Raw genomic sequence first — 21,766 nt, 5'->3', positions numbered from 1 at the left:
TGTTCAGTGACCAAGACCGAGGAGCAACCCGACCCCGAGCGCCATGAGCTGATCGGCCGCGAAGAAAAAGATCATCGCAAGAATCGCAAACAACACGACCATGACAGTCGAGATCACCGTCTCGCGCCGCGAGGGCCACGTCACCTTGGCCGTCTCCGACCTCACCTGCTGGAGGAAGGTAATTGGGTTGGTGGTTTTTGACGCCATCTGCCGCTCTGTTTTCAAGAACCCGGAGAGACCGAGCCCTGGATACTCCCGTTGGCCGGGAAGTGCCTGCCTGGCTTCGGACCCTTGCGCGAATCAGCGCAATATTCCGCCCATGCATTTCGGGCGCGTAAAGCCGGACCTCCAGCTCGACGCGCCGCGTGTCTGTTGTGTCTAAATAAGACCGATTCTCGACACATGCAAGTGCCTAAAATCCGCCTTACCTGCTGTACGTGCTTTGCAGAACCATCCAATCGTCCTGCGATCACTCTAGCGACAATGCGGTCCGACCGCGACGCTGGCAGGGGCAGAGGGGCTCGAACCCCCGACCTGCGGTTTTGGAGACCGCCGCTCTACCAACTGAGCTATACCCCTATCGCGGCTGCTTCATTTCACAAAGCCGGCGGCGTTTCAAGAGCTGTCTGCGTTTTCGGCCACATCATTTTTCCACACCGCCGCAAAGCTGCGGTTTGCGCCGGTCGCGCCTGTGGAAAGCCGATGTGAAAAGAAGCCTGTGGGAGACGACAAGGCCGCATCCGGTCCGAATCGCACCGATGCCAGCAAAAGAATCGCCGGAGCCGAACGGCCCGACCCGAGATTATCCCAAAAAGAAAAGGGCGACCGAAGCCGCCCTTCCCTGCAAGCAGTTTCCTGCAACTCATTCCGTGATCGAGACCACGACGCCGGCGCCGACGGTGCGGCCGCCTTCGCGGATGGCGAAGCGCAGCTTCTCTTCCATGGCGATCGGCACGATCAGTTCCACGTCCACCGTCACGTTGTCGCCAGGCATCACCATCTCGGTGCCCTCGGCCAGATGCACGATGCCGGTCACGTCCGTCGTGCGGAAGTAGAACTGCGGACGGTAGTTGGTGAAGAACGGCGTGTGGCGACCACCCTCTTCCTTGGTCAGGATGTAGGCCTCGGCCTTGAACTTCTTGTGCGGCTTCACCGAGCCCGGCTTGCACAGCACCTGGCCGCGCTCCACGTCCTCGCGGCCGACGCCGCGCAGCAGCGCGCCGATGTTGTCGCCAGCCTGGCCCTGGTCGAGCAGCTTGCGGAACATCTCGACGCCGGTGCAGGTCGTCTTGGCGGTCGGGCGGATGCCGACGATCTCGAGTTCCTCGCCGACCTTGACGATGCCGCGCTCGACGCGACCGGTCACCACGGTGCCGCGGCCCGAGATCGAGAACACGTCTTCGATCGGCATCAGGAACGGCTGGTCGATCGGGCGCTCCGGCGTCGGAACATAGGCGTCAACCGCCGCCATCAGGGCGCGGATGGCCTCTTCACCGAGCTTCTTGTCCGAATCTTCCAGAGCGGCCAGCGCCGAGCCCTTGATGATCGGAATGTCGTCGCCGGGGAACTCGTTCTTCGACAGCAGCTCGCGCACTTCCAGCTCGACCAGCTCGAGCAGTTCCGGGTCGTCGACCTGGTCGCACTTGTTCAGGAACACCACGATCGACGGAACGCCGACCTGGCGGGCGAGCAGGATGTGCTCGCGGGTCTGCGGCATCGGGCCGTCGGCGGCCGACACGACCAGGATGGCGCCGTCCATCTGCGCGGCACCGGTGATCATGTTCTTCACGTAGTCGGCGTGGCCGGGGCAGTCGACGTGGGCGTAGTGGCGGTTCTCGGTCTCGTACTCGACGTGCGAGGTCGAGATGGTGATGCCGCGCGCCTTCTCCTCCGGAGCGGCGTCGATCTGGTCATAGGCCCGGAAATCGCCGAAAAACTTCGTGATCGCAGCCGTCAGCGACGTCTTGCCATGGTCAACGTGACCAATCGTGCCAATGTTCACATGCGGCTTGTTGCGCTCAAATTTACTCTTAGCCATTGCTTACTTTCCTTGGCGGCAGGGCTTCAGTTGAGGTTCGAATGCGGGGCGATTAGCGACAATGGCCAAAAAACACAAGAGTCTTTTGCCCAAACGGTGCCAGCCCACCCAGGACACCGCATCGGCGCCGCAGATGGAGCAGAGAATAGGACAATTCCGCCGGCATTATAAGATGCTGCCTGCAACCGGTTCCGTGAGCGGAGCCTTTGGAGCGGGTAGCGGGAATCGAACCCGCGTATTCAGCTTGGAAGGCTGCTGCTCTACCATTGAGCTATACCCGCAACTTCCCTTCGTGGCTCCAGGCCGGCAGTGGTGGAGGAGGTTGGATTCGAACCAACGTAGACTGAGTCAACGGATTTACAGTCCGTCCCCTTTAACCACTCGGGCACTCCTCCGTACTGCTTTGCCGGAGCCATGCAACGAGGCATTCGACCGATTTCTGAACCGGGAAAAGTCCCGCTCGTCAATCTGCGATGCGCTTATGGCGACAAGGTCAGACACTGTCAACCGCGCCATCGGCAATTTCGATAATTTATCACACAGCTTTCGCCGTTGGCATATCCAAAGGCTCACACCCCAGCTATAGAGCGCTCATGAGCAACGAAAAAAAGCCCGGAACGCCCAAGGATACGCACTACGCCAAGCTTCGGCGCGCCTATCGCGACCAGAAGAGCGGTGGAAAGCCGGCTCATCGCCCGCGAGCCAATATCCCGCCCGGCGAAGCGGCGGCCGAGGGCCTGCTGCGCCTCTATGGCCTGCACACGGTGCGCGCAGCGCTGGACAATCCGCGCCGCGAGATTCGCCGTATGCTGGTGACCCGCAACGCGCTGGAGCGGCTGGAGATCGGCGCCAGGTCCCTGCCCTTTCCCGTGGAAATCGTCGAGCCGCGCGACATCGACAAGATCACCGGCAGCGACGCCGTGCACCAGGGCGTGATGATCGAGGCGGCCCCCTTGGAACCCAAAGCCTTGTCCGCACTGGGAGACACGGCGCTGGTGCTGGTGCTCGACCAGGTCACGGACCCGCATAATGTCGGCGCGATCATCCGTTCGGCCGTGGCTTTCGGCGCTGGCGCCCTGATCACCACCTCGCGCCACAGCGCGCAGGAATCGGGCGTGCTCGCCAAATCCGCCTCTGGCGCGCTGGAGCACATCGACCTCATCGAGGTGCGCAATCTCGCCGAAGCGCTCGGCGAACTGCACGAATCGGGCTTCCAGACGATCGGGCTTGATTCGGAGGGCCCGGCGGAGCTGGAAAAGACATTTTCCGGCGAGCGAATCGCGCTCGTGCTCGGCGCCGAAGGAAAAGGCCTGCGCCACAAGACGCGCGAGACGGTGCACAAGCTGGCCCGGCTCGACATGCCGGGCGTGATTCACTCGCTCAACGTGTCGAACGCGGCGGCGATCAGCCTCTATGCCGCGCGGAAGCACCTGGCCGGCGTGAAGCCGAGCTAGTTTTAAGAGCGCGAGAATCAGGACCTTGATTCTGCTGCCTCCCTGGCGCCGCCGGCACCCGATATTGATCGGCACGCTCAACCCATTCCGGTGATGTGGCGAAGCCAGAAGGCGAGCACGATGAAGGCGATCGCGGCCGTCACTCCGGTCCAATCGATGTTCGCCGTCTTCAGAGCCTGAACAAGCTTGGCCAGAGCGGACCAAGCCACAACTACGACCAGAGCGACAAGGACAATCCGGATCATCCGTCACCTCCCCGTGGAACCAGGGTTCTCGGAAGTAATATGGGGACATGAGGGCCGGTTTTAAGATCGGACGGACCCCCATCGTGCGAACGGTGATCCCCGATCGCTCAAAACCGCCAGCAACCGCCCCGCTGTGGAAAACCCGCGCCTGCAGGAGAGATTTGCGACGGACGGCGGGCCGAAATTCGCTCCTTTAAATTTTACTTAATTTCTTCCGACTTACGACAGGACGGAAAGCGAGGTTCAATGAAGCGCGTCCTGTTTCTTGTCGCGCTCCTGGCGCTCGGGAGCTGCGCAACCGCTCCGTCGCGTATCAACGACGTGTGTGCGGTGTTCGATCAACGAGATGGCTGGTTCAACAGCTGGCATGGCGCGGCAAGGAAGACTGAGCGCGAGTTCGGCGTGCCTGTGCCTATCCTCATGGCCACAATCTACGCCGAGTCCGGCTTCAACCCCTACGCTCGGCCGCCCCGCAAGAAACTGCTCGGCTTCATTCCCTGGACGCGCGCCTCGACGGCCTATGGCTATTCGCAGGCGCTGGACGGGACATGGTCGCGCTACCGGGCCGAGACCGGGCGCCCCTACGCAAGCCGAACGAATTTTGCCGACGCCATCCACTTCGTCGGCTGGTATCACGGCACCAGCAGCCGCGTGAACGGCATAGGGCGCGACGACGCCTACAACCTCTATCTGGCCTACTACATGGGGCATTCCGGCTACGCGCGGGGCACCGCAAATGCCACTGCGCAGCAGGGCGCCCGCCGCGCGACCACCATGGCAACCAAATACGCCGCGCAGCTGCGCTCCTGCGGCCGCTGAGGGGGCCGCCCGCGCACGATCCGGACACCGTGTCTTCGTTTCGAGGACACTGCGTTTCCCGAATGCGACATGTTGCGCAATGAAATTTCTTGAAATGTCCGGTCGCAAGGCTCTAGGGGTGACGCATCATCCGCCAAGGCGGAACCTCGCCCTTCAGCAATCTTGATCGAAGTTTGCCGGCACGACACCTTCCTGCTCGAGCCAACGCCGCTTTGATCGCATGGAGCGACATTTTACATGTCTTCGACCACGACAGTGACGGCGTCGAGCGCTGTGCCCGCCAATTCACGCTCCCGCGTGATCCTGGCGAGCCTCATCGGCACCACCATCGAATTCTACGATTTCTACGTCTATGCCACCGCCGCCGTGCTGGTGTTTCCCTACCTTTTCTTTCCCAAGGGCAACGAGACGACCGCGCTGCTTGCGTCCTTTGCAGTGTTCGGCGCCGCAATGGTCGCGCGGCCGCTTGGCGCGATTTTCTTCGGCCATCTGGGCGACAAGCGCGGGCGCAAGATCACGCTGGTGGGTGCCCTGCTGACCATGGGCATCGCGACCTTCCTGATCGGCCTGTTGCCGACCTATGCCACCGTTGGCTGGTTCGCACCGGCACTGCTGGTGCTGCTGCGGCTGGCGCAGGGATTTGCGCTTGGCGGCGAATGGAGCGGTGCGGCACTGGTGGCGACCGAGAATGCGCCCGCCGGCAAGCGGGCAATCTACGGCACGTTTCCCCAACTCGGCGCGCCGATCGGCTTCGTCATCGCCAACGGCCTGTTCCTGATCATCGCCGCCGCCCTGCCCTCCGAGGACCCGTCGCGGCCGTCCACAGCCTTCCTTGAATGGGGCTGGCGCATACCGTTCCTGTTCTCGATCGTCATGGTCGCGGTGGGGCTCTGGGTGCGGCTGAACCTGGTGGAGAGCACTGCCTTCGAAAACACCGTCAAGACCGGCCAGGTGCAGAAAGTGCCGCTCGTGGCCGCCTTCAAATCGCACTGGAAGGAACTCGTTCTGGGCACCTTCTACATGCTGGCCACCTATGTGCTGTTCTACCTGATGACCACCTTCTCGCTGAGCTACGGCCGCGCCGCCACCAGCGCCCCGTTGCCCGGTCTCGGCTACGATTACAGCACCTTCGTGCTGATGATGATCGTGGGCGTGGTGTTTTTCGGCATCTTCACCATGGTCTCCGGCCCCTGGGCCGACCGCTGGGGCCGGCGCAAGACGCTGATCTGGGTCACGCTCGCCATCTTCGCGTTCGGTCTTGTCTGGGTGCCTATGCTCGAAGGTGGCAATGCCGGCGTCATGGCCTGGCTCATCATCGGCTTCACGCTGATGGGCATGACCTTCGGGCCGATGGGGGCGCTGCTCCCGGAACTGTTTCCGGCCAATGTGCGCTACACCGGCTCCGGCATCTCCTACAACGTCTCCTCGATTCTGGGCGCGGCGATCGCTCCCTTCATCGCGGTGGCGCTGTGGAGCGCCGGCGGCGGCAGTCCGTTCTGGGTGGGCGTGTATCTTTCGGCCATGGCCGTGCTGACCCTGATCGCGCTTCTGCTCGGCAAGGAAACCAAGGACGTTGACATCGACGCCTGACCGGCGTCATCGAAGCCAGGGCGGGCCGGCGCACACTGCCGCCGGCCCGCCCTGATGAACATCGCACATACTCCCGCGCTGACGAGCGCCCGGGATTGTTTCCCGCCCTGCCCCGGATTGTCGAAGACCAGAGCTGCGCCATATCTCTTTTGAGGAGGCGTCCCATGAAAGTTGGCTTCATCGGCATCGGGCAGATGGGCTCCGGCATGGCTGCAAACTTGCTGAAGGCCGGCCATACCGTCACCGTCTACAACCGCAACCCGGAGAAGACCAAGCCGCTGGCCGGCAAGGGAGCTTCGGTGGCGGCCAAGCCCAGCGAAGCCTTCCATGGCGACGCGGTGTTCACCATGCTGACGGATGATGAAGCCGTCACGAGCATCGCGCTGGGCAAGGACGGTATCGTCGAAAGCCTGGCCGGCGGCGCCGTTCACATTTCCTCCAGCACCATCAGCGTGGCGCTGGCTGAACGTCTGGCGGAGGCGCATGCAAGGCGCGGCCAGCTCTTCGTCTCGGCACCGGTGTTCGGCCGCCCCGAAGTCGCCGCTGCCGGGCAACTTTCGGTGGTAGCGGGCGGAACGGACGAGGCGATCGACCGCGCGCGGCCTTTCCTGGAAGCGATCAGCCTGAAGCTTTTCGTCATCTCGCAGGCGCCGAAGGATGCCAATCTGGTCAAGCTCAGCGGCAATTTCCTGATCGCCTGCGTGATCGAGTCTCTGGGCGAGGCGATGGCGCTGGTCGCCAAGGCCGGCCTCAACCGTCGGCAGTACCTGGAGATTCTGACCTCCACACTCTTCAACGCGCCCATCTACAACACCTATGGCACGCTTATCGCCGAAGAGCGGTTCCACCCCGCCGGGTTCGCCGCGCCGCTCGGCCAGAAGGACATTCGCCTGGCGCTGATGGCTGCCGAAAACCTTGGCGTTCCGCTGCCGATCGGCAGCCTGCTGAGGGATCGTTTCATCCGGCTGATTGCGAATGGCGGATCCTCGCTGGACTGGGCAGCGATCGGCAGCATGGCGGCAGCGGATGCGGGCATCGAGCCGTTTGCGGGAAGGCTGCGCAGCGGCCCCGGTTAGAGCCGGCAACCCAGAGAATGGCGCCTGCCCTACAACGTTGCGTTCTGGGCGCTCCTAACGAATGGTGCGCGGAAGCTCGCAGCTGGCGTGAAGGACCCCAGCAGGCTCTCGCCCATCGCTGATCTCGAGGACAAGCTTGCGTCGGATTGCCATCGCATAGTCTTCGGGCCTGCTTGGCGCCACGACGAAGGAGCCGGCGCCGGCGATGACGTTATGCTCCAGATAGCCCGGCAGGTCATCGGTCACGCCCGGCTCGGTCAGGGACACGGCGATTCCATTGACGATGTGGCCTAGCTCGAGCGCCATGGCGCGGCTTTCGCTTACGGGCAATCCGTCATTGTTGGTGCCGTTGGTCGAGATGTCGATGACCTTTCGCGCCGCCTGCCCGGGATACGAGCCAAGCAGCAGGCCGGCGACATCTATGGCGTATGAAATCGAGGTCCTGCCCCGGCCTCTTTGTTCAAGACCATCATTGCCCTGCTTCTGGATGAGATCGGCCGCGCTGGCGGCGTCGGCGGCGCTGCACACCCTGGTCCACGGAAGAACCGTCTCCAGCCTTCCGGCGCTCGACCATTCTATGTAGGAGATGGCGATGCAGCCGATAGGTCCGCTCGCTATCGCCCTGGCGACCTCGGGCGATCGCAGGGCTTCGACATGGCCGCTGAGTTGTAACCGGGCAATGTCGCGGTCGATAGAGGCCGACTGATCGACCGCGAAAATGATCGCCGTGTCGACCGCTTCTTCGGCCGCCGCCACTTGGGTGGAAAGCAAAGCAGCCAACGGAAGCGCCATTGCCGCGGCGCGCGCGGCACACTGGATGCTCCACTGCCAGAGCCAGGACGGCCGCCGCACTGCACGGTCACGCCAATCATTCGAGAGCCGACGGAAAAACACATCCAACTGTCGCATGGCAGGAACACTCCGCTGGGGCGGGATGCCCCATCAGGCTCATCGCCCGTCGAAATCGAGATCCGATCGGTTGTCGGAAGTACGGCCCCCGCCTTGGCTCGGCCTCGTCAACATCAACAACCTGATGACGTCATGGAGCACTTCGGAAGTGGCGCTAAGCCATTTTCGCAGCATGCACTTCTCCTCCGAAGCTTGCCTCTATGCAGATCTAAGGAGACGCTAGCAGGCAACTGTTGCACGAGTATTTGAACCGGTTAGTATTCGACAGCGGCCGCTCCCCGGGGGGCATTGACGCGGGAAAGCAAAGATCGTTTCGCCCGGCTTTTCTTCTTTCTCACCTTTGGCTGGAGGTGCATTTGCGCTCGACCCGCTTTAACGAGCTGACATTCGATGCGGACATGCTCAGCGCACGGCGCGACGATGGAACGGAACTGCGGTTCACCAGGCTCGAACGGGCCTTGCTGCTCAATCTTGCGGGGCAACCCGGAAAGCTGCTGAGCCGTGGCTGGCTCATCGACATGCTGAGCAGGGATGGCGCTGAGATGAGCGAGCGGAACATCGACTTTCTCGTCAATCGTCTCCGCAACAGGCTCGGCGACAACGCCCGCAAGCCGCGCTTCATCGCAACCCAGTATGGCGAGGGATATGTCTGGATCGCGGAACCTGTCGCCGAAACGCCGGGGGAGGCTTTTCTTGTAGTAGGGCCCGTCTATGGGCTGGACGTCGCGGCGGCGCCGGCCGGGACGCGCACGCTCGCTGCCGTGACAAGCGCGCTTCAAAGGTCGATGGGCGCTGATCGGCCGGTCGTTTCGGCGCCCGACTGGAACCGCGAGACCTACGGCGCCAAGGTCGAATACAACATGGATGCCAGCTTCCATTTCGACGGCGACAGCTTGCATGCCGCCCTTGTGCTGCGGCATGCGCCCACGCGGCAGGTGATCTGCACCATTCGGGCTTGCGTAGGGGAGGCAGACACCTCACAGGTCGCAAATCGGGTCGCCAAGCAAGCCAGGCAGGCGATCTGGGCGCATCTGGCGCTGCCGGATGGCGCGGGCCCCACGCCGGTCGACACGCCATTGCATTTGCGCATCCACGACGCAGCCTTGATCCTGTCGCGCTCGACGGAAAGCTGGCGCGAGAACGAGGCGCAGCTCATCGAGGCGCGGGCGGAGCGCCCGGACGACCCGCAGCTGGCCATCATGTGGGCTCTGACCCTTTATGCCAAGCTGGTGCTGCAATCCATGGAGGCGCGCGAAAAGCTGTCGTCCGAAGCCTGGAAGCCCATCGAGGACGAGATAGAGGAACTGGCCTTTGACAACCTGCCCAAGGTGCAGAACAACCCTCTTCTGGTGCTCAGCATCGCAAAGCTGCTGATGTTCATAGGCCGCGGACATCTGGAACTTGCGGAAAGCCTGGCCAACGACGCCTTCGCCCGAAGCACCGCCTTCGCCGCGGCATTTGCCACACTGGGGCAGATCCGCATGTTTCGCGGGTCGATCGACGAGGCGGTGTCACTGTTCGACAAGGGCATCGAGCTGTCGGAGCGGGATAGCGAGTTCCACCTCTACCTCATGATATTGAAGTGCACCGCATTGCTTGCCGCCGACGACCGGCCGGCCCTGGACCGGGTCTGCACCGAGCTCTACGCCATGCGGCCGCTGGTGCGCATTCAGATCGGCTTCTATGTCGCCCCGCCCCATCTTGAATGGCTTTCGCCCGACCTGGAGCAGGTGCTCGACAATTTCGGCGAGGTGCAGGCCCGCCGGAGCGTGGAGTACCTCTACAACCTGTCGGCCCGACATTTTCAGGAGCGAAAGCACCGGCGCAACGTCATGCTTGGGGTTGCCACGCATATGGCCCGTCGTTTCGGAACGGGCGTCGTTCCCCGCGAGGTCGCAAGGACGCTCGGCTGGCCCACCTCCGGCGACTGAGAAGAGCGCGCGGCAGCGAGTGGCTTCACGCAGCGGCGGCTGTGAGCCCCGGGGCGAAAATACGCAACCAATTGGAATTGCTGGTGCCCCCGGCAGGACTCGAACCCGCGACCCCCTGATTACAAATCAGGTGCTCTACCAACTGAGCTACAAGGGCACGCCTCCCGGTTATCACATCTGCCGGCCCAGTAAAGACAAAACTCCGCGTCGGGCGCGAACATGCGTGGATTACCGGCGGTTCAGAAACCCGACGACAGGAACCATGGCGCGCCCGCGGCGTTGAGCGGGCAACCGCATCTGCCAAATGGGTGAAGGCACCCGCCATGATTCAGTCGTTGGCCGCCGTGAAAAATCTGTCTCGCGTCGCGTTGCCGACCCCGGTGGAGGTGGGCTGATGGCGCCGCGCCCCATCTGGAAGGGCTATCTCAAACTGTCGCTTGTCACCTGCGCGGTGGAGCTTTCCAGCGCCACGACACACGCGGAAAAGGTGTCCTTCCGCGTCATCAACCGCGCCACTGGCAATACGGTGAAGCGGCAGTATGTCGATGCGGTTACCGGCAAGCCCTTGGAGGACAAGAACGAGGTGAAGGGCTACGAGGTGGACAAGGATGAGTACCTGCTGATCGAAGAGGACGAGATCGATGCACTTCAAATCGAATCCTCCCACACGATGAACCTCGACGGGTTCGTCGACAAATCCGAAATCGAGCAAATCTACCTCGATACGCCATATTATGTGGTGCCGGCCGACAAGGTGTCGCTTGAGGCGTTTGCGGTTATCCGCGACGCGCTGCAGGCGAAGAAGATGGCGGGCCTGGCCCGCATCGTTCTCTACCGGCGCGAGCGCCCGGTGGTGATCGAGCCTCTGGGCAAGGGAATGTTGCTGACCACGCTGCGATATGAAAGCACCGTGCGGAAGCCGGCAGCCGTCTTTGAAGATATCGAAGACGTGAAGATGGACAAGGAGATGCTGGACCTTGCCACCCACATCATCGAAAAGAAGAAAACCAGGTTTGATCCGGAGAAATTCGAGGATCACTACGAGAACGCCTTGCTCGAACTGATCCGCGCAAAACAGGCCGGGCGCAAGCCGCCGGTGGTGAAGGCAGCACCTGCACCGTCCAACGTGGTGAACCTGTTCGATGCGCTGCGCAAGAGCCTGGCCGCGGAAGGCGGCGGCGAAGAGCCGGCCCCCGAGGCAGCCACCGGCAAGTCTGGTGGCAAGGCCGCCGCAAAGAAGCGCGCCGAAGGCGGCAGTTCCGGCAAACGTAAGTCGGCCTGAGGAACCGGCCCGTGGCGCCCCTCCAGCAGTATCAGGCCAAACGCGACTTCCGCAAAACGACCGAGCCGACCGGGCGGGTGCGACGCACGCGACCGAAGGGCGCTGGCATCTTCGTCGTGCAGAAGCATGCCGCCACGCGCCTGCACTACGACTTCCGCCTTGAACACGACGGCGTGCTGTGGAGCTGGGCCGTTACCCGCGGACCCAGCCTCGACCCTTCCGAGAAGCGGCTGGCCGTGCATGTGGAGGACCACCCGCTCGATTACGCGTCTTTCGAAGGCACCATTCCCAAAGGCGAATATGGCGGCGGCTCGGTCATCGTCTGGGACGAAGGCACCTGGATGCCCGAAGGGGACCCGGACGCCGGCATGAAGAAGGGACATCTGCAATTTCAGCTGAAGGGCAACAAGCTCAATGGTGCCTGGCACCTGGTGCGGCTGAAGCCCCGCCCCGGTGAGAAGCGCGACAACTGGCTTCTGATCAAATCCGACGACATATTCGCCCGCCCGGGCGAAGACATTCTCGAGGAGGCGCCGGAATCGGTGAAATCCGGGCTGACGGTTGAGCAGGTCGGCGAACGCAACCCCGCCGTCTGGCACTCCGCGCCTGCCAAGAACGCTCCGGCAGCGCAGGAGGCGAAGCCTGCCCGCCGCCGGGCGGCCAAAGTAGCCAAGCTGCCCGGCTTCATCGAACCCTGCCTTGCGAAATTGAAGACCGAGGCGCCCGCTGGCGCCGGATGGGTCCACGAATTGAAGTTCGACGGCTATCGCATGCAGGCGCATGTCTCCGGCGGCCGGACCAGACTGCTCACCCGCGCCGGCCTGGACTGGACCGAGCGCTTTGGCCGGGAAATTCCCACTGCGCTTGCGGCACTTGAGTGCGAGAACGCGATCGTCGACGGCGAGATCGTGGTGCTTTCCGACGAGGGCGTCTCTTCCTTCTCCGCCCTGCAGGCCGATTTGTCCGAAGGGCGCAGCGACCGGCTGGTCTACTACGTGTTCGATCTTCTGTTCCTTGACGGCGAGGACCTGCGAGCCGAGCCGCTTGTCGAGCGCAAGGAGAGGCTGAAGGCGCTGATCGGCGCTCACGGCAAGGGCGTTCTGCGTTTCAGCGAGCATTTCCTGGAACCGGGGCCGGCGGTGTTCAGGCATGCCTGCCGAATGGGGCTGGAGGGCGTGGTTTCCAAGCGCGCCGACGCTCCCTACCGCAGCGGCCGCGGCGGAGAATGGGTGAAGGTGAAGTGCACGAAAAGACAGGAATTCGTGATCCTCGGCTACCTGCCCTCTGACAAGACCGGGCGCGCCCTGCGCTCCCTGTTAGTCGGCTACAACGAAAACGGCGAGATCAAGCCGGCGGGGCGTGTCGGTACGGGATTCAGCGCCAGCACTGCCGACGATCTGCTGGCAAGGCTCAACCGCCTGAAGACGCCGAAACCACCCATCTCCGGTGCGGCCGCAAAGGAAAAGGGCGTGGTGTGGGTCAAGCCGCAATTGGTTGCGGAGGTCGAGTTCGGGTCATGGACAGCGAGTGGCAGCATTCGCCATGCCTCCTTCCTGGGGCTGCGCGAGGACAAGCCGGCCGAGCAGGTGGTGGCCGAGAAGCCGGACGGCGCCTCTGAAAACGCGAGCAAGAGCGCAGGCAACCGAAGCAGCCGCAAAGCGGCGGCTCCCGAAAAGGAGGGGACAGGCAAGGTGCGACTTTCAAGTTCCGACAAGCTGCTGTGGCCGGACGCCGGGGTGACGAAGAAGGACCTTCTCGACCACTACGAATTGGTGTGGCCGCGCATGGAACGTTTCGTGGTCAACCGCCCGCTGGCTCTGCTGCGCGCACCCGACGGCATCGGCGGCGGCCAGCGCTTCTTCCAGAAACACAGCTCGGCGGGCATGGACGAGGCGATCTTGCGCACACGCGACCCAACCGATGGCGAAGAGATCCTGTACATAAATGACTTCAATGGCTTGGCGGCGCTCGTTCAATTGGGAGTGGTGGAAATCCACATCTGGGGCTCGACGATCGATGCGCTGGAGACGCCGGACGAGATGGTCTTCGATCTTGATCCGGATGAGGGCCTGGATGCCGGCGAGCTTCGAGCCGCGACGCTGGATATCGGCAACCGTCTCGACGAGATCGGGCTGCCCCGCCTGGTTAAGACCTCGGGCGGCAAGGGCTTCCACATAGTTGTGCCGTTGAAGCCGAAAGCCGACTGGACCGCGGTAAAAACCTTCGCCCACGATTTCGCCAAGGCGATGGAGCAGTCCGACCCGAAGCGCTACACGGCCACGCTGGCCAAGTCGGCCCGCAAGCGGCGGATTTTCATCGACTATCTGCGCAATACGCGCGGTGCGACCACGGTCGCGCCCTTTTCGACGCGCGCGACACCCAATGCCACTGTCTCGGTTCCGATTACGTGGGACAAGGTGGAAGACGGGATCAGTCCCACCGAATTTGCAGTCGGCGACAAGGCGCTCGCGCAGGCGCTCAAGGGCGCCGACCCCTGGGCCGACTTCGACAAGCTGCGCCGCGCGCTCAAGGGCTGAGCGCGCTCCGCTTCCAGCGCTTCGCATCACTTTGCAGGAGCAATAGGGCATGCTACCTCGCACGCCATGGTTTTCAGGCGAGGAACAGGGCACTGCCTATGACACGCAAAGCGCGCGAGAAATTCGCCTTCGTCTCTTCCGGCTTCCCCGAGGCCGAAGAAGCGGCCGCGCGTCTGCAGGCTACCTACGGCAGCACTCCGATCGAGGACGCCGACGTGATCGTTGCCATCGGTGGTGACGGCTTCCTGCTGCAGACACTGCGCGAGACGATGAGCACCGGCAAGCAGGTCTACGGCATCAATCGCGGCACCGTCGGCTTCCTGATGAACGAGTTCCGCGAGAACGACCTGCGCGAGCGGCTGCAGGCGGCGGTGGCCGAAACGATACGTCCCCTGGAGATGGAGACGGCGCTGGCCGACGGTTCGGTCCTCCACGCGCTTGCCATCAACGAGGTTGCGCTTTGGCGGCAGTCCTATCAGACCGCCAAGATCCGCATCACGATCGACGGCAAGGTGCGCCTGGAGGAACTGAGCTGCGACGGCGTGATGGTGGCCACGCCTGCGGGCTCTACCGCCTATAATCTTTCCGCGCACGGTCCTATTCTGCCCCTCGACGCCCCCTTGCTGGCGTTGACCCCCGTGAGCCCATTCAGGCCGCGGCGCTGGCGCGGTGCGCTGCTTCCCGAGCGCGCTGTCGTCCGTTTCGACGTTCTGGAAGCCGATAAGCGGCCAGTGAACGTGGCGGCGGACCATACCGAGGCCAAATCCGTGCTCACGGTCACGGTCAGCCAATCGCGCCGCCACACGGCCACACTGCTGTTCGATGCCGGGCATTCCTGGGATGAACGCATCCTGACCGAACAATTCCGCTACTGACGCCATTGCCATCAACAGCCCAAAACGTTAAGTATTAACAGGCACAAACGCGGCATTTTCTGCCTGCTTGTGTTGACAAACGGCGTTACTGCCCGTAACGCCATGAAATATTTGCAAGCGCGAGGCGTTTGCCGCGTCCTTCGGGCGCGCCCTTCAAGCAGCCAAAGACAGCCAAAACACTTGTCCTCAGACACCAAGATCGCTCAAGACGCGCTGACATTCGCAGACCTCGGCCTTTCGCCGAAGGTTCTTTCGGCCGTTACCGACGCCGGCTACACCGTGCCCACGCCGATCCAGGCGGGCGCAATTCCGCACGCCCTGCAAGGCAAGGACGTGTTGGGCATCGCCCAGACAGGCACAGGCAAGACGGCATCCTTCGTGTTGCCGATGCTGACACAGCTGGAAAAGGGCCGCGCCCGAGCGCGCATGCCGCGCACGCTCATCCTCGAACCGACGCGTGAACTCGCGGCACAGGTCGAGGAGAACTTCGAAAAATACGGCAAGAACCACCGGCTCAACCGGGCGCTGCTGATCGGCGGCGTTTCCTTCGACGAGCAGGAAAAGAAGCTGGAGCGCGGCGCCGACGTGCTGATCGCGACCCCGGGCCGCCTGCTCGACCACTTCGAGCGCGGCAAGCTCCTGCTTTCGGCGGTCGAGATCCTCGTCATCGACGAGGCCGACCGCATGCTCGACATGGGCTTCATCCCCGACATCGAGCGCATCTGCAAGCTCATCCCTTTCACGCGCCAGACCCTGTTCTTCTCGGCAACGATGCCGCCGGAGATCACCAAGCTGACCGAGCAGTTCCTGCATGCGCCGGTGCGGGTCGAAGTGGCGAAGGCTTCCAGCACCTCGGGCACCATCACCCAGCGCCTGGTCAAGTCGGGCAGCAAGCCTTGGGACAAGCGCGCCGTGCTGCGCGACCTGATCCGCGCCGAAGATGCAGAACTGAAGAACGCGATCATCTTCTGCAACCGCAAGGTGGAAGTCTCCGAACTGTTCCGCTCGCTGATCAAGCACGAATTCGACGCCGGCGCCCTGCATGGCGACATGGACCAGCGCGCGCGCATGACGATGCTGGCCAACTTCCGCGAGGGCAAGCTTAAGCTGCTGGTGGCCTCCGACGTCGCCGCGCGCGGACTGGACATTCCCGACGTCAGCCACGTGTTCAATTTCGACGTGCCGATTCATGCCGAGGACTATGTGCACCGCATCGGCCGCACCGGTCGCGCGGGCCGGTTGGGCAAGTCTTTCACGATCGTCACCAAGGGCGACGTCAAGAATCTCAACGCAATCGAGACGCTGATCGGCCAGCCGATCGAATGGCATGACGGAGATCTTTCAACGCTTCCGGCAGTCGAGAGCGAGGAGGCCCCGCGCCGCGGGCGCGGCGCACAGCGCGGACGCGGCCGAAAGGACGAAGGCGAGCGCGAGCGCAAGCGTGGCCACCGACAGGCGAAGCCTGCCGAGGAAGACACCACGAGCGCGCCTGCCGAAGCCGAACCCGCCAGCGCCGACCAGACCGAGGGCCAAAGCCGTCGTGACGCCATCAAGGCAGAGAACGCCGAGCGCAAGGCCCGGCACGAGGGCAATGGCGCCCGCCACCACAGGCACGACGACCACCGGTCGCGTCACCACAAGGAAGACGACGAGAAGGTCCTCGGCTTCGGCGACGACATCCCTGCCTTCATGCTTATAAGCACGAAAGTCTGATTCGGCTTTCGCCGGGCAAACAGAGGCGCAACCGCCCTGCCCCAATATCGAGGACGCAACAAAAAAAAGCCCGCCGCAACCGCGACGGGCTTTTTTTGTTGTTGGCCTTGGCCGCCGATCAGGTGAGCGGCGAAAGCTGGATTTCGACGCGACGGTTTTCCGCGCGGCCCTCTGCGGTGGCGTTGGAAGCGATCGGGCGGGTCTTGCCGAAGCCGGTGACGGCGAAACGGCGCGAGTCGACGCCCTGGGCGCTCAGATAGTTGGCAACCGACAGCGCGCGCCGCTGCGAAAGGTCGAAATTGTGCTGGTCGCCGCCGGTGGAATCGGTATGGCCGAACACGTCCACGACCGTCTGGTTGTACTTCTTGAGCACCAGCCCCACCGAGTTCAGCGTCTGGTAGAAGCTCGGCTTGATATCGTCCTGGTCGACGCCGAAGGTGATATCGGACGGCATGTTGAGGATGATCTGGTTGCCCGCGCGCGTGACACTGACGCCTGTGCCCTGGAGTTGGGCGCGCAGTTCGGCTTCGTTGCGGTCCATGGTTGCGCCGATGGCGCCGCCGGTCAGCGCACCGATGCCGGCGCCGATCAGCACGGCGTTGCGCTGCGCCACCTTGCTGCCGCCGACGGCCATCCCGGCCAGAGCACCGAGGCCGGCACCGATGGCGGCACCACCTGCCGTGTTCGAAACCTTCTGCTCGCCGGTGTAAGGGTCGGTCGTGCACGCGCCAAGAAAAGCCGTGCCCGCGAGCACAGCGACAAGCTTTTTATTCATTACGGATCGTCCCTCTTCAACTTCATCCCGCGCCAAAACGGCGCCCAAAAGCCCCTTCGACGGCCCTTGTAGCACAAATTGCGGCGAAAAGCGGAACGACAAAGCGCCCGCTGCGGATTTCAATCCCAGAGCGGACGCAAAATTTGTCCGGATGAAGGCGAACCGGCCGGCCGCTCTCTCAGTAAGACCGCGGCGGCACGAACAAGCACACCGTCTTGGTGTTGCTGGCGCCGCCTATGGAGCACCAGTGGTACTCGCCGTCAGGCGAGTTGCGCACGCGGGCATCCTTGTAGGGCAGCACCTCGCCCGTGCCCACTATGACATAGCCCTGAGGCCCTTCGCTGACGGCTTTTGCTGGCACTTCGCGGCAATCGATCCCCGAACAACAGGCCGTGGGATAGTTCCATCCTGACTTGGCCTGATGGGCGTAGCCTAGCGAAGTAGGGGAAGTGAGGAAAAACAGCGAGGCGATGACGCTTACGCAGCCGGCGTACCGGCGCGAATATGCCGAGCGGACCATGACTTGCTCTCCAAGGTCCCCCTGGATGAAACAACCTCGCCCGAGCCAAATAACGAAGCATCGCCCGCGATAGTTCCAAATACGCTCCGACAAGAAATAGCGGCTTCGAAGCCCACCAAAAAAGCCGCCCCGGCTTTGCGGGGCGGCTTGTGAGATTTCATTGGAAAATCTTGGACGAGGTCAGTCGATGTCTGCGACGGACTGGCCCGAACCGCCCTCGATGCGGTGCGAGAGCGAGGCTTCCATGAACTCGTCCAGGTCGCCGTCCAGCACGTCCTGCGGGCTGGAGCTTTCCACGCCGGTGCGGAGGTCCTTGACCAACTGGTAGGGCTGCAAGACGTAGGAACGGATCTGGTGACCCCAGCCGATGTCGGTCTTGGACGCGGCGGTGGCGTTGGCCGCCTCCTCGCGCTTCTTCAGCTCTTCCTCGTAGAGACGCGCCCTCAGCATGTTCCACGCGGTGGCGCGGTTCTTGTGCTGCGAACGCTCCTGCTGGCAGGCCACGACGATACCGGTGGCGATATGCGTGATGCGCACCGCCGAGTCGGTGGTGTTGACGTGCTGGCCGCCTGCGCCCGAGGCACGATAGGTATCGATGCGCACGTCGGATTCGGACACATCGATCTCGATGGAGTCGTCAATGACCGGATAGACCCAGACGCTGGCGAACGAAGTGTGGCGGCGGGCATTGCTGTCGTAGGGCGAGATGCGGACCAGGCGATGGACGCCCGATTCCGTCTTCAGCCAGCCATAGGCGTTGTGGCCCTTGATCAGCAACGTGGCCGACTTGATGCCAGCCTCTTCGCCGTCATGCATTTCCAGCACCTCGACCTTGAAGCGGCGACGCTCCGCCCAGCGCGTGTACATGCGCAACAGCATCGAAGCCCAGTCCTGGCTTTCGGTGCCGCCCGCGCCGGCGTGAACTTCGATATAGGTGTCGTTGGAATCAGCCTCGCCCGAGAGCATGGATTCGATCTGGCGCGCCCTCGCTTCGCCCGAGAGCGAGCGGATCGCCGCCTCGGCCTCGCCGACGATGCCCTCGTCGCCCTCTTCCTCTCCGAGCTCTATCAGGCCGATATTGTCGTCCAGCGCCCGGGCAAGCCCGGTGACCGCGTTGATCGCATCGTCCAGGCTCTGGCGTTCGCGCATCAGCTTCTGCGCTTCCTGCGGGTCGTCCCAGAGGCTCGAGTCCTCGGAACGCATGTTCAGGTATTCAAGCCGTTTTAAAGCCTGATCCCAGTCAAAGATGCCTCCTCAGCAGGCTTATGGCCTGCTTGATTTCGTCGACCAGCTTTTCGGTTTCTGCGCGCATGGCAGGTGTCCAGTCCTCTCAGGGATGATTGGGTTTTAGATAGGGGTTCGATTTGGCGCGGACCATAGGCAGGCGTACTGCACCTGTAAAGGAAAATGGGCCGGCTTGTTCGCCGGCCCATGATCAAATTCCGTGGGTCAGTAGAGACCGCCGCCGCCCTGTATGATTGCCTCGCTGGCCCTTGGCGACAGTGCCTCGCCCGATCCGTTGGAGCCGTCGTCGCCCATGCCGATCACCCAGTAGCTGTCGGCGGGACCAGTGCCCGGCTTGAAGGCTTCCATGATCGTGTCCGGCTCGCCCTGAATGGCCTGCATGCCGGTCTTGCGGTTGATCGCCACCATCTTCATGCCTTCCGGCACCTTGAAGTCCACCGCGGGCACGCCCTTCAGCGCCTCGGCCATGAACTCCTTGAAGATCGGCGCGGCTAGACCGCCGCCGGTCGCACCCTTGCCCAGCGATTGCGGCTTGTCGTAGCCCAGATAGAGACCCACGACGAGGTTATGCGTGTAGCCGATGAACCAGGCGTCTTTCTCGTCGTTCGTGGTGCCGGTCTTGCCGGCCAGCGGCCGTCCGAGCTCCCTGAGGGTGGTGGCCGTGCCGCGAATGACCACGCCCTCCATCATCGAGGTGATCTGGTAGGCGGTCATCGGATCGAGGACCTGCTCGGAGTTGTCGACCAGCTCCGGCTCGGCCTGATTGTCCCACTCGGTCGCCAGGCAGCCTTCGCAGCCCCTTTCGTCGTGCTTGAAAACCGTCTTGCCGTAACGGTCCTGGATGCGGTCGATGAGCGACGGCTTGATCTGCCGGCCGCCATTGGCCATCACCGAATAGGCTGAAACCATGCGCATGACCGTGGTTTCGCCGGAACCGAGCGACATGGAAATGTGCGGAGGCATCCTGTCGTAGACACCGAAGCGTTCGGCATATTCGGCCACGAGCTGCATGCCCATGTCGTTGGCCAGGCGGACGGTCATCAGGTTGCGGGAGCGTTCGATGCCGGCGCGCAGCGTCGAGGGGCCGGCACCCTTGCCGTCATAGTTCTTCGGCGACCAGCTGGTGTTGCCGATGTGGATGGTGATCGGGCCGTCCATGATGACGGATGCCGGCGTGTAGCCATTGTCGAGCGCAGCCGCATAGACGATCGGCTTGAAGGAGGAGCCCGGCTGGCGCATCGCCTGGGTGGCGCGGTTGAACTCGGACTGGGAGAAGGAGAAGCCGCCTACCATGGCCAGGACACGTCCGGTGTGCGGGTCCATGGCGACAAGGCCGCCTGCCACTTCGGGAGGCTGGCGCAGGGAATAGGCGCTCTCGGAATCCTTGTTCTTTTCCACGAAGATCACGTCGCCCGGCTTGAGCACGTCGGCGGGGGAATTGGCCTTCACGCGCTTGCCATTCGCCATGTGGCGCATTGCGAAGCTCATGTCTTCCTTGGAAATGGTGCCCTTCTTGCGCTCGGCCACCAGCGCGCCGGAGGCCTGACGCTCTGGCTGCAGGCCGATGGTCAGCCCCGAAGCCGAACTGCCCAGCACGACGGCCACTTGCCACTCGGGAACGTCGTCGAGACCCTTGACCTCGCCGAGCTTCACACCCCAGTCGCCGGAGACGTCGATGTGGGTGATCGGGCCGCGATAGCCGCGCAGTCGGTCGAATTTCATCAGGCCATGTTGCATCGCCGAGCGCGCCAGGCGCTGCATTCGCGGGTCGAGCGTGGTCCGCACCGAAAGACCACCCTCATAGAGAGCGTTCTCTCCGTAGCGCGCGATGATTTCGCGGCGCACCTCTTCGGTGAAGTATTCGCCGGCGAAAACGTACGTGCCGGAGCGACGCGGCGTGACGCCGAGCGGCTCGGCCTTGGCCTTGTCGCCTTCGTCGCGCGGGACATAGCCATTCTCGACCATCTGGTCGATGACCCAGTTGCGCCTCTCGATCGCACGATCGGTGTGGCGGAACGGGTGATAGTTGGACGGGCCCTTCGGAAGCGAGGCCAGATAAGCCGCCTCCGACACCGTCAGTTCGCCTACCGCCTTGTTGAAATAGGTGAGCGCGGCACCGCCGATGCCATAGGCACCCATGCCGAAGAAAATCTCGTTCATATAGAGTTCGAGAATACGATCCTTCGAATAGGCCTGCTCGATGCGGAAGGCCAGGACCATCTCCTTGACCTTGCGCTCATAGGTCTGGTCGGAGGTCAGCAGGAAATTCTTGGCGACCTGCTGGGTGATGGTGGACGCGCCGACCTGGCGGCGGCCGGAACCGAGATTCTGGAAGTTGGTGATGATCGCGCGGCCGAGACCGACGACGTCGATGCCCGGATGGTTGTAGAAGTTCTTGTCCTCGGCCGAGAGGAAGGCGGCCTTGACGCGGTCGGGGATCGCCTGGATGGGCAAGAAAAGCCGTCGCTCGCGCGCGAACTCGCCCATCAGCGCGCCGTCGGAGGCGTGAATCCTGGTCGTGACCGGCGGCTCGTATCTCGCCAGAACCTCGTAGTCGGGCAGATCCTTCGTCATGTGACTGAGATAAAGCGCCACGCCCGCCGCCATGAGCAGCGCCAGCATAGTGCCTATACCGAAGAAATAGCCGATGAGACGAATCATGCCCGCTCCAGTCAGTGGTTCGGGAATTCCTCTGCAAAAACGGCGCCTATCGCAAGACGCTGGAACCTTCCCTACCCGTCAATCAGAAAGCAATGT

Annotated in this window: 17 protein-coding genes and 4 tRNA genes; 9 read left to right on the top strand and 12 right to left on the bottom strand. The window is 63.0% G+C overall.

Features of this window, described 5'->3' with window-relative positions; all coding sequences use genetic code 11:
- Nucleotides 1-3 precede the first annotated feature (3 nt).
- The 5 genes from secE to ABLE86_RS13380 all read right to left on the bottom strand — a co-directional run bounded on the left by secE (nucleotide 4) and on the right by ABLE86_RS13380 (nucleotide 2,433).
- A complete protein-coding gene (gene secE, locus ABLE86_RS13400; protein ID WP_348779454.1) occupies nucleotides 4-207 on the bottom strand; it encodes a preprotein translocase subunit SecE in 204 nt (67 codons plus the stop codon).
- Between the two features lie 296 nt (nucleotides 208-503).
- Nucleotides 504-579: transfer RNA gene (locus ABLE86_RS13395), tRNA-Trp, on the bottom strand.
- A 283-nt stretch (nucleotides 580-862) separates the two neighbouring features.
- Entirely contained in the window at nucleotides 863-2,038 is a 1,176-nt protein-coding gene (gene tuf, locus ABLE86_RS13390) for an elongation factor Tu (protein WP_348779453.1), read from the bottom strand.
- Between the two features lie 207 nt (nucleotides 2,039-2,245).
- A tRNA-Gly gene (locus tag ABLE86_RS13385) sits at nucleotides 2,246-2,319 on the bottom strand.
- A 29-nt stretch (nucleotides 2,320-2,348) separates the two neighbouring features.
- Nucleotides 2,349-2,433: transfer RNA gene (locus ABLE86_RS13380), tRNA-Tyr, on the bottom strand.
- A gap of 198 nt (nucleotides 2,434-2,631) precedes the next feature.
- Here ABLE86_RS13380 and rlmB point away from each other — a divergent pair.
- Entirely contained in the window at nucleotides 2,632-3,492 is an 861-nt protein-coding gene (rlmB, locus tag ABLE86_RS13375) for a 23S rRNA (guanosine(2251)-2'-O)-methyltransferase RlmB (RefSeq protein ID WP_348779452.1), read from the top strand.
- 77 nt (nucleotides 3,493-3,569) lie between these two features.
- Here rlmB and ABLE86_RS13370 read toward each other — a convergent pair whose 3' ends face one another.
- On the bottom strand, nucleotides 3,570-3,737 hold the full coding sequence (locus tag ABLE86_RS13370) for a hypothetical protein (protein ID WP_348779451.1): 168 nt from the start codon (nucleotides 3,735-3,737) through the stop codon (nucleotides 3,570-3,572).
- A gap of 246 nt (nucleotides 3,738-3,983) precedes the next feature.
- Between ABLE86_RS13370 and ABLE86_RS13365 the strand changes: the two genes are divergently transcribed.
- From ABLE86_RS13365 to ABLE86_RS13355, 3 genes are all read left to right on the top strand, one after another.
- Nucleotides 3,984-4,556, top strand: coding sequence for a transglycosylase SLT domain-containing protein (locus tag ABLE86_RS13365; RefSeq protein WP_348779450.1), 573 nt, complete (start codon nucleotides 3,984-3,986; stop codon nucleotides 4,554-4,556).
- A 237-nt stretch (nucleotides 4,557-4,793) separates the two neighbouring features.
- Complete coding sequence (locus tag ABLE86_RS13360; RefSeq protein WP_348779449.1) at nucleotides 4,794-6,146, top strand: MFS transporter; 1,353 nt, start codon at nucleotides 4,794-4,796, stop codon at nucleotides 6,144-6,146.
- 164 nt (nucleotides 6,147-6,310) lie between these two features.
- Nucleotides 6,311-7,222 carry an NAD(P)-dependent oxidoreductase gene (locus tag ABLE86_RS13355; protein WP_348779448.1) on the top strand — a complete coding sequence of 304 codons (912 nt, stop codon included), beginning with the start codon at nucleotides 6,311-6,313 and terminating at the stop codon, nucleotides 7,220-7,222.
- 54 nt (nucleotides 7,223-7,276) lie between these two features.
- On the opposite strand, the gene ABLE86_RS13350 is transcribed toward ABLE86_RS13355, so the two are convergent.
- Entirely contained in the window at nucleotides 7,277-8,002 is a 726-nt protein-coding gene (locus ABLE86_RS13350; RefSeq protein WP_348779447.1) for a DUF1194 domain-containing protein, read from the bottom strand.
- Between the two features lie 485 nt (nucleotides 8,003-8,487).
- On the opposite strand from ABLE86_RS13350, the gene ABLE86_RS13345 reads away from it, so the two are divergent.
- Nucleotides 8,488-10,062: a winged helix-turn-helix domain-containing protein gene (locus tag ABLE86_RS13345; RefSeq protein ID WP_348779446.1), complete on the top strand. Its 1,575-nt coding sequence runs from the start codon at nucleotides 8,488-8,490 to the stop codon at nucleotides 10,060-10,062.
- 81 nt (nucleotides 10,063-10,143) lie between these two features.
- Here ABLE86_RS13345 and ABLE86_RS13340 read toward each other — a convergent pair.
- Nucleotides 10,144-10,219, bottom strand: a tRNA-Thr gene (locus ABLE86_RS13340).
- Nucleotides 10,220-10,456: 237 nt separating this feature from the next.
- Here ABLE86_RS13340 and ABLE86_RS13335 point away from each other — a divergent pair.
- The 4 genes from ABLE86_RS13335 to ABLE86_RS13320 all read left to right on the top strand — a co-directional run bounded on the left by ABLE86_RS13335 (nucleotide 10,457) and on the right by ABLE86_RS13320 (nucleotide 16,469).
- Nucleotides 10,457-11,344: a Ku protein gene (locus ABLE86_RS13335; protein ID WP_348779445.1), complete on the top strand. Its 888-nt coding sequence runs from the start codon at nucleotides 10,457-10,459 to the stop codon at nucleotides 11,342-11,344.
- Nucleotides 11,345-11,355: 11 nt separating this feature from the next.
- Nucleotides 11,356-13,881: a DNA ligase D gene (gene ligD, locus ABLE86_RS13330; RefSeq protein ID WP_348779444.1), complete on the top strand. Its 2,526-nt coding sequence runs from the start codon at nucleotides 11,356-11,358 to the stop codon at nucleotides 13,879-13,881.
- Between the two features lie 98 nt (nucleotides 13,882-13,979).
- Nucleotides 13,980-14,756 carry an NAD kinase gene (locus ABLE86_RS13325; RefSeq protein WP_348779443.1) on the top strand — a complete coding sequence of 259 codons (777 nt, stop codon included), beginning with the start codon at nucleotides 13,980-13,982 and terminating at the stop codon, nucleotides 14,754-14,756.
- A gap of 180 nt (nucleotides 14,757-14,936) precedes the next feature.
- Nucleotides 14,937-16,469, top strand: a complete 1,533-nt coding sequence (locus ABLE86_RS13320) for a DEAD/DEAH box helicase (protein ID WP_348779442.1) — start codon at nucleotides 14,937-14,939, stop codon at nucleotides 16,467-16,469.
- A gap of 118 nt (nucleotides 16,470-16,587) precedes the next feature.
- Here ABLE86_RS13320 and ABLE86_RS13315 read toward each other — a convergent pair whose 3' ends face one another.
- From ABLE86_RS13315 to ABLE86_RS13300, 4 genes are all read right to left on the bottom strand, one after another.
- Nucleotides 16,588-17,244 (bottom strand): OmpA family protein, encoded by a 657-nt coding sequence (locus tag ABLE86_RS13315; protein WP_348779441.1) that lies wholly within the window; start codon nucleotides 17,242-17,244, stop codon nucleotides 16,588-16,590.
- A gap of 178 nt (nucleotides 17,245-17,422) precedes the next feature.
- The gene (locus ABLE86_RS13310; protein ID WP_348779440.1) at nucleotides 17,423-17,764 is read right to left on the bottom strand and encodes a hypothetical protein; all 342 of its coding nucleotides are present in this window, start codon (nucleotides 17,762-17,764) and stop codon (nucleotides 17,423-17,425) included.
- Nucleotides 17,765-17,944: 180 nt separating this feature from the next.
- A protein-coding gene (prfB, locus tag ABLE86_RS13305) for a peptide chain release factor 2 (RefSeq protein WP_348779439.1) occupies nucleotides 17,945-19,076 on the bottom strand; the annotation gives its coding sequence in 2 pieces (ribosomal slippage) (nucleotides 17,945-19,009 and nucleotides 19,011-19,076; 1,131 coding nt in all).
- A 137-nt stretch (nucleotides 19,077-19,213) separates the two neighbouring features.
- A complete protein-coding gene (locus ABLE86_RS13300; RefSeq protein WP_348779438.1) occupies nucleotides 19,214-21,670 on the bottom strand; it encodes a penicillin-binding protein 1A in 2,457 nt (818 codons plus the stop codon).
- Nucleotides 21,671-21,766: the final 96 nt, after the last annotated feature.

The organism is Mesorhizobium sp. KR2-14 (assembly GCF_040049255.1).
Classification (GTDB): domain Bacteria; phylum Pseudomonadota; class Alphaproteobacteria; order Rhizobiales; family Rhizobiaceae; genus Pseudaminobacter.
The sequence above is the reverse complement of the archived record's forward strand: the minus strand, read 5'-3'. Positions and strand labels throughout refer to the sequence as shown.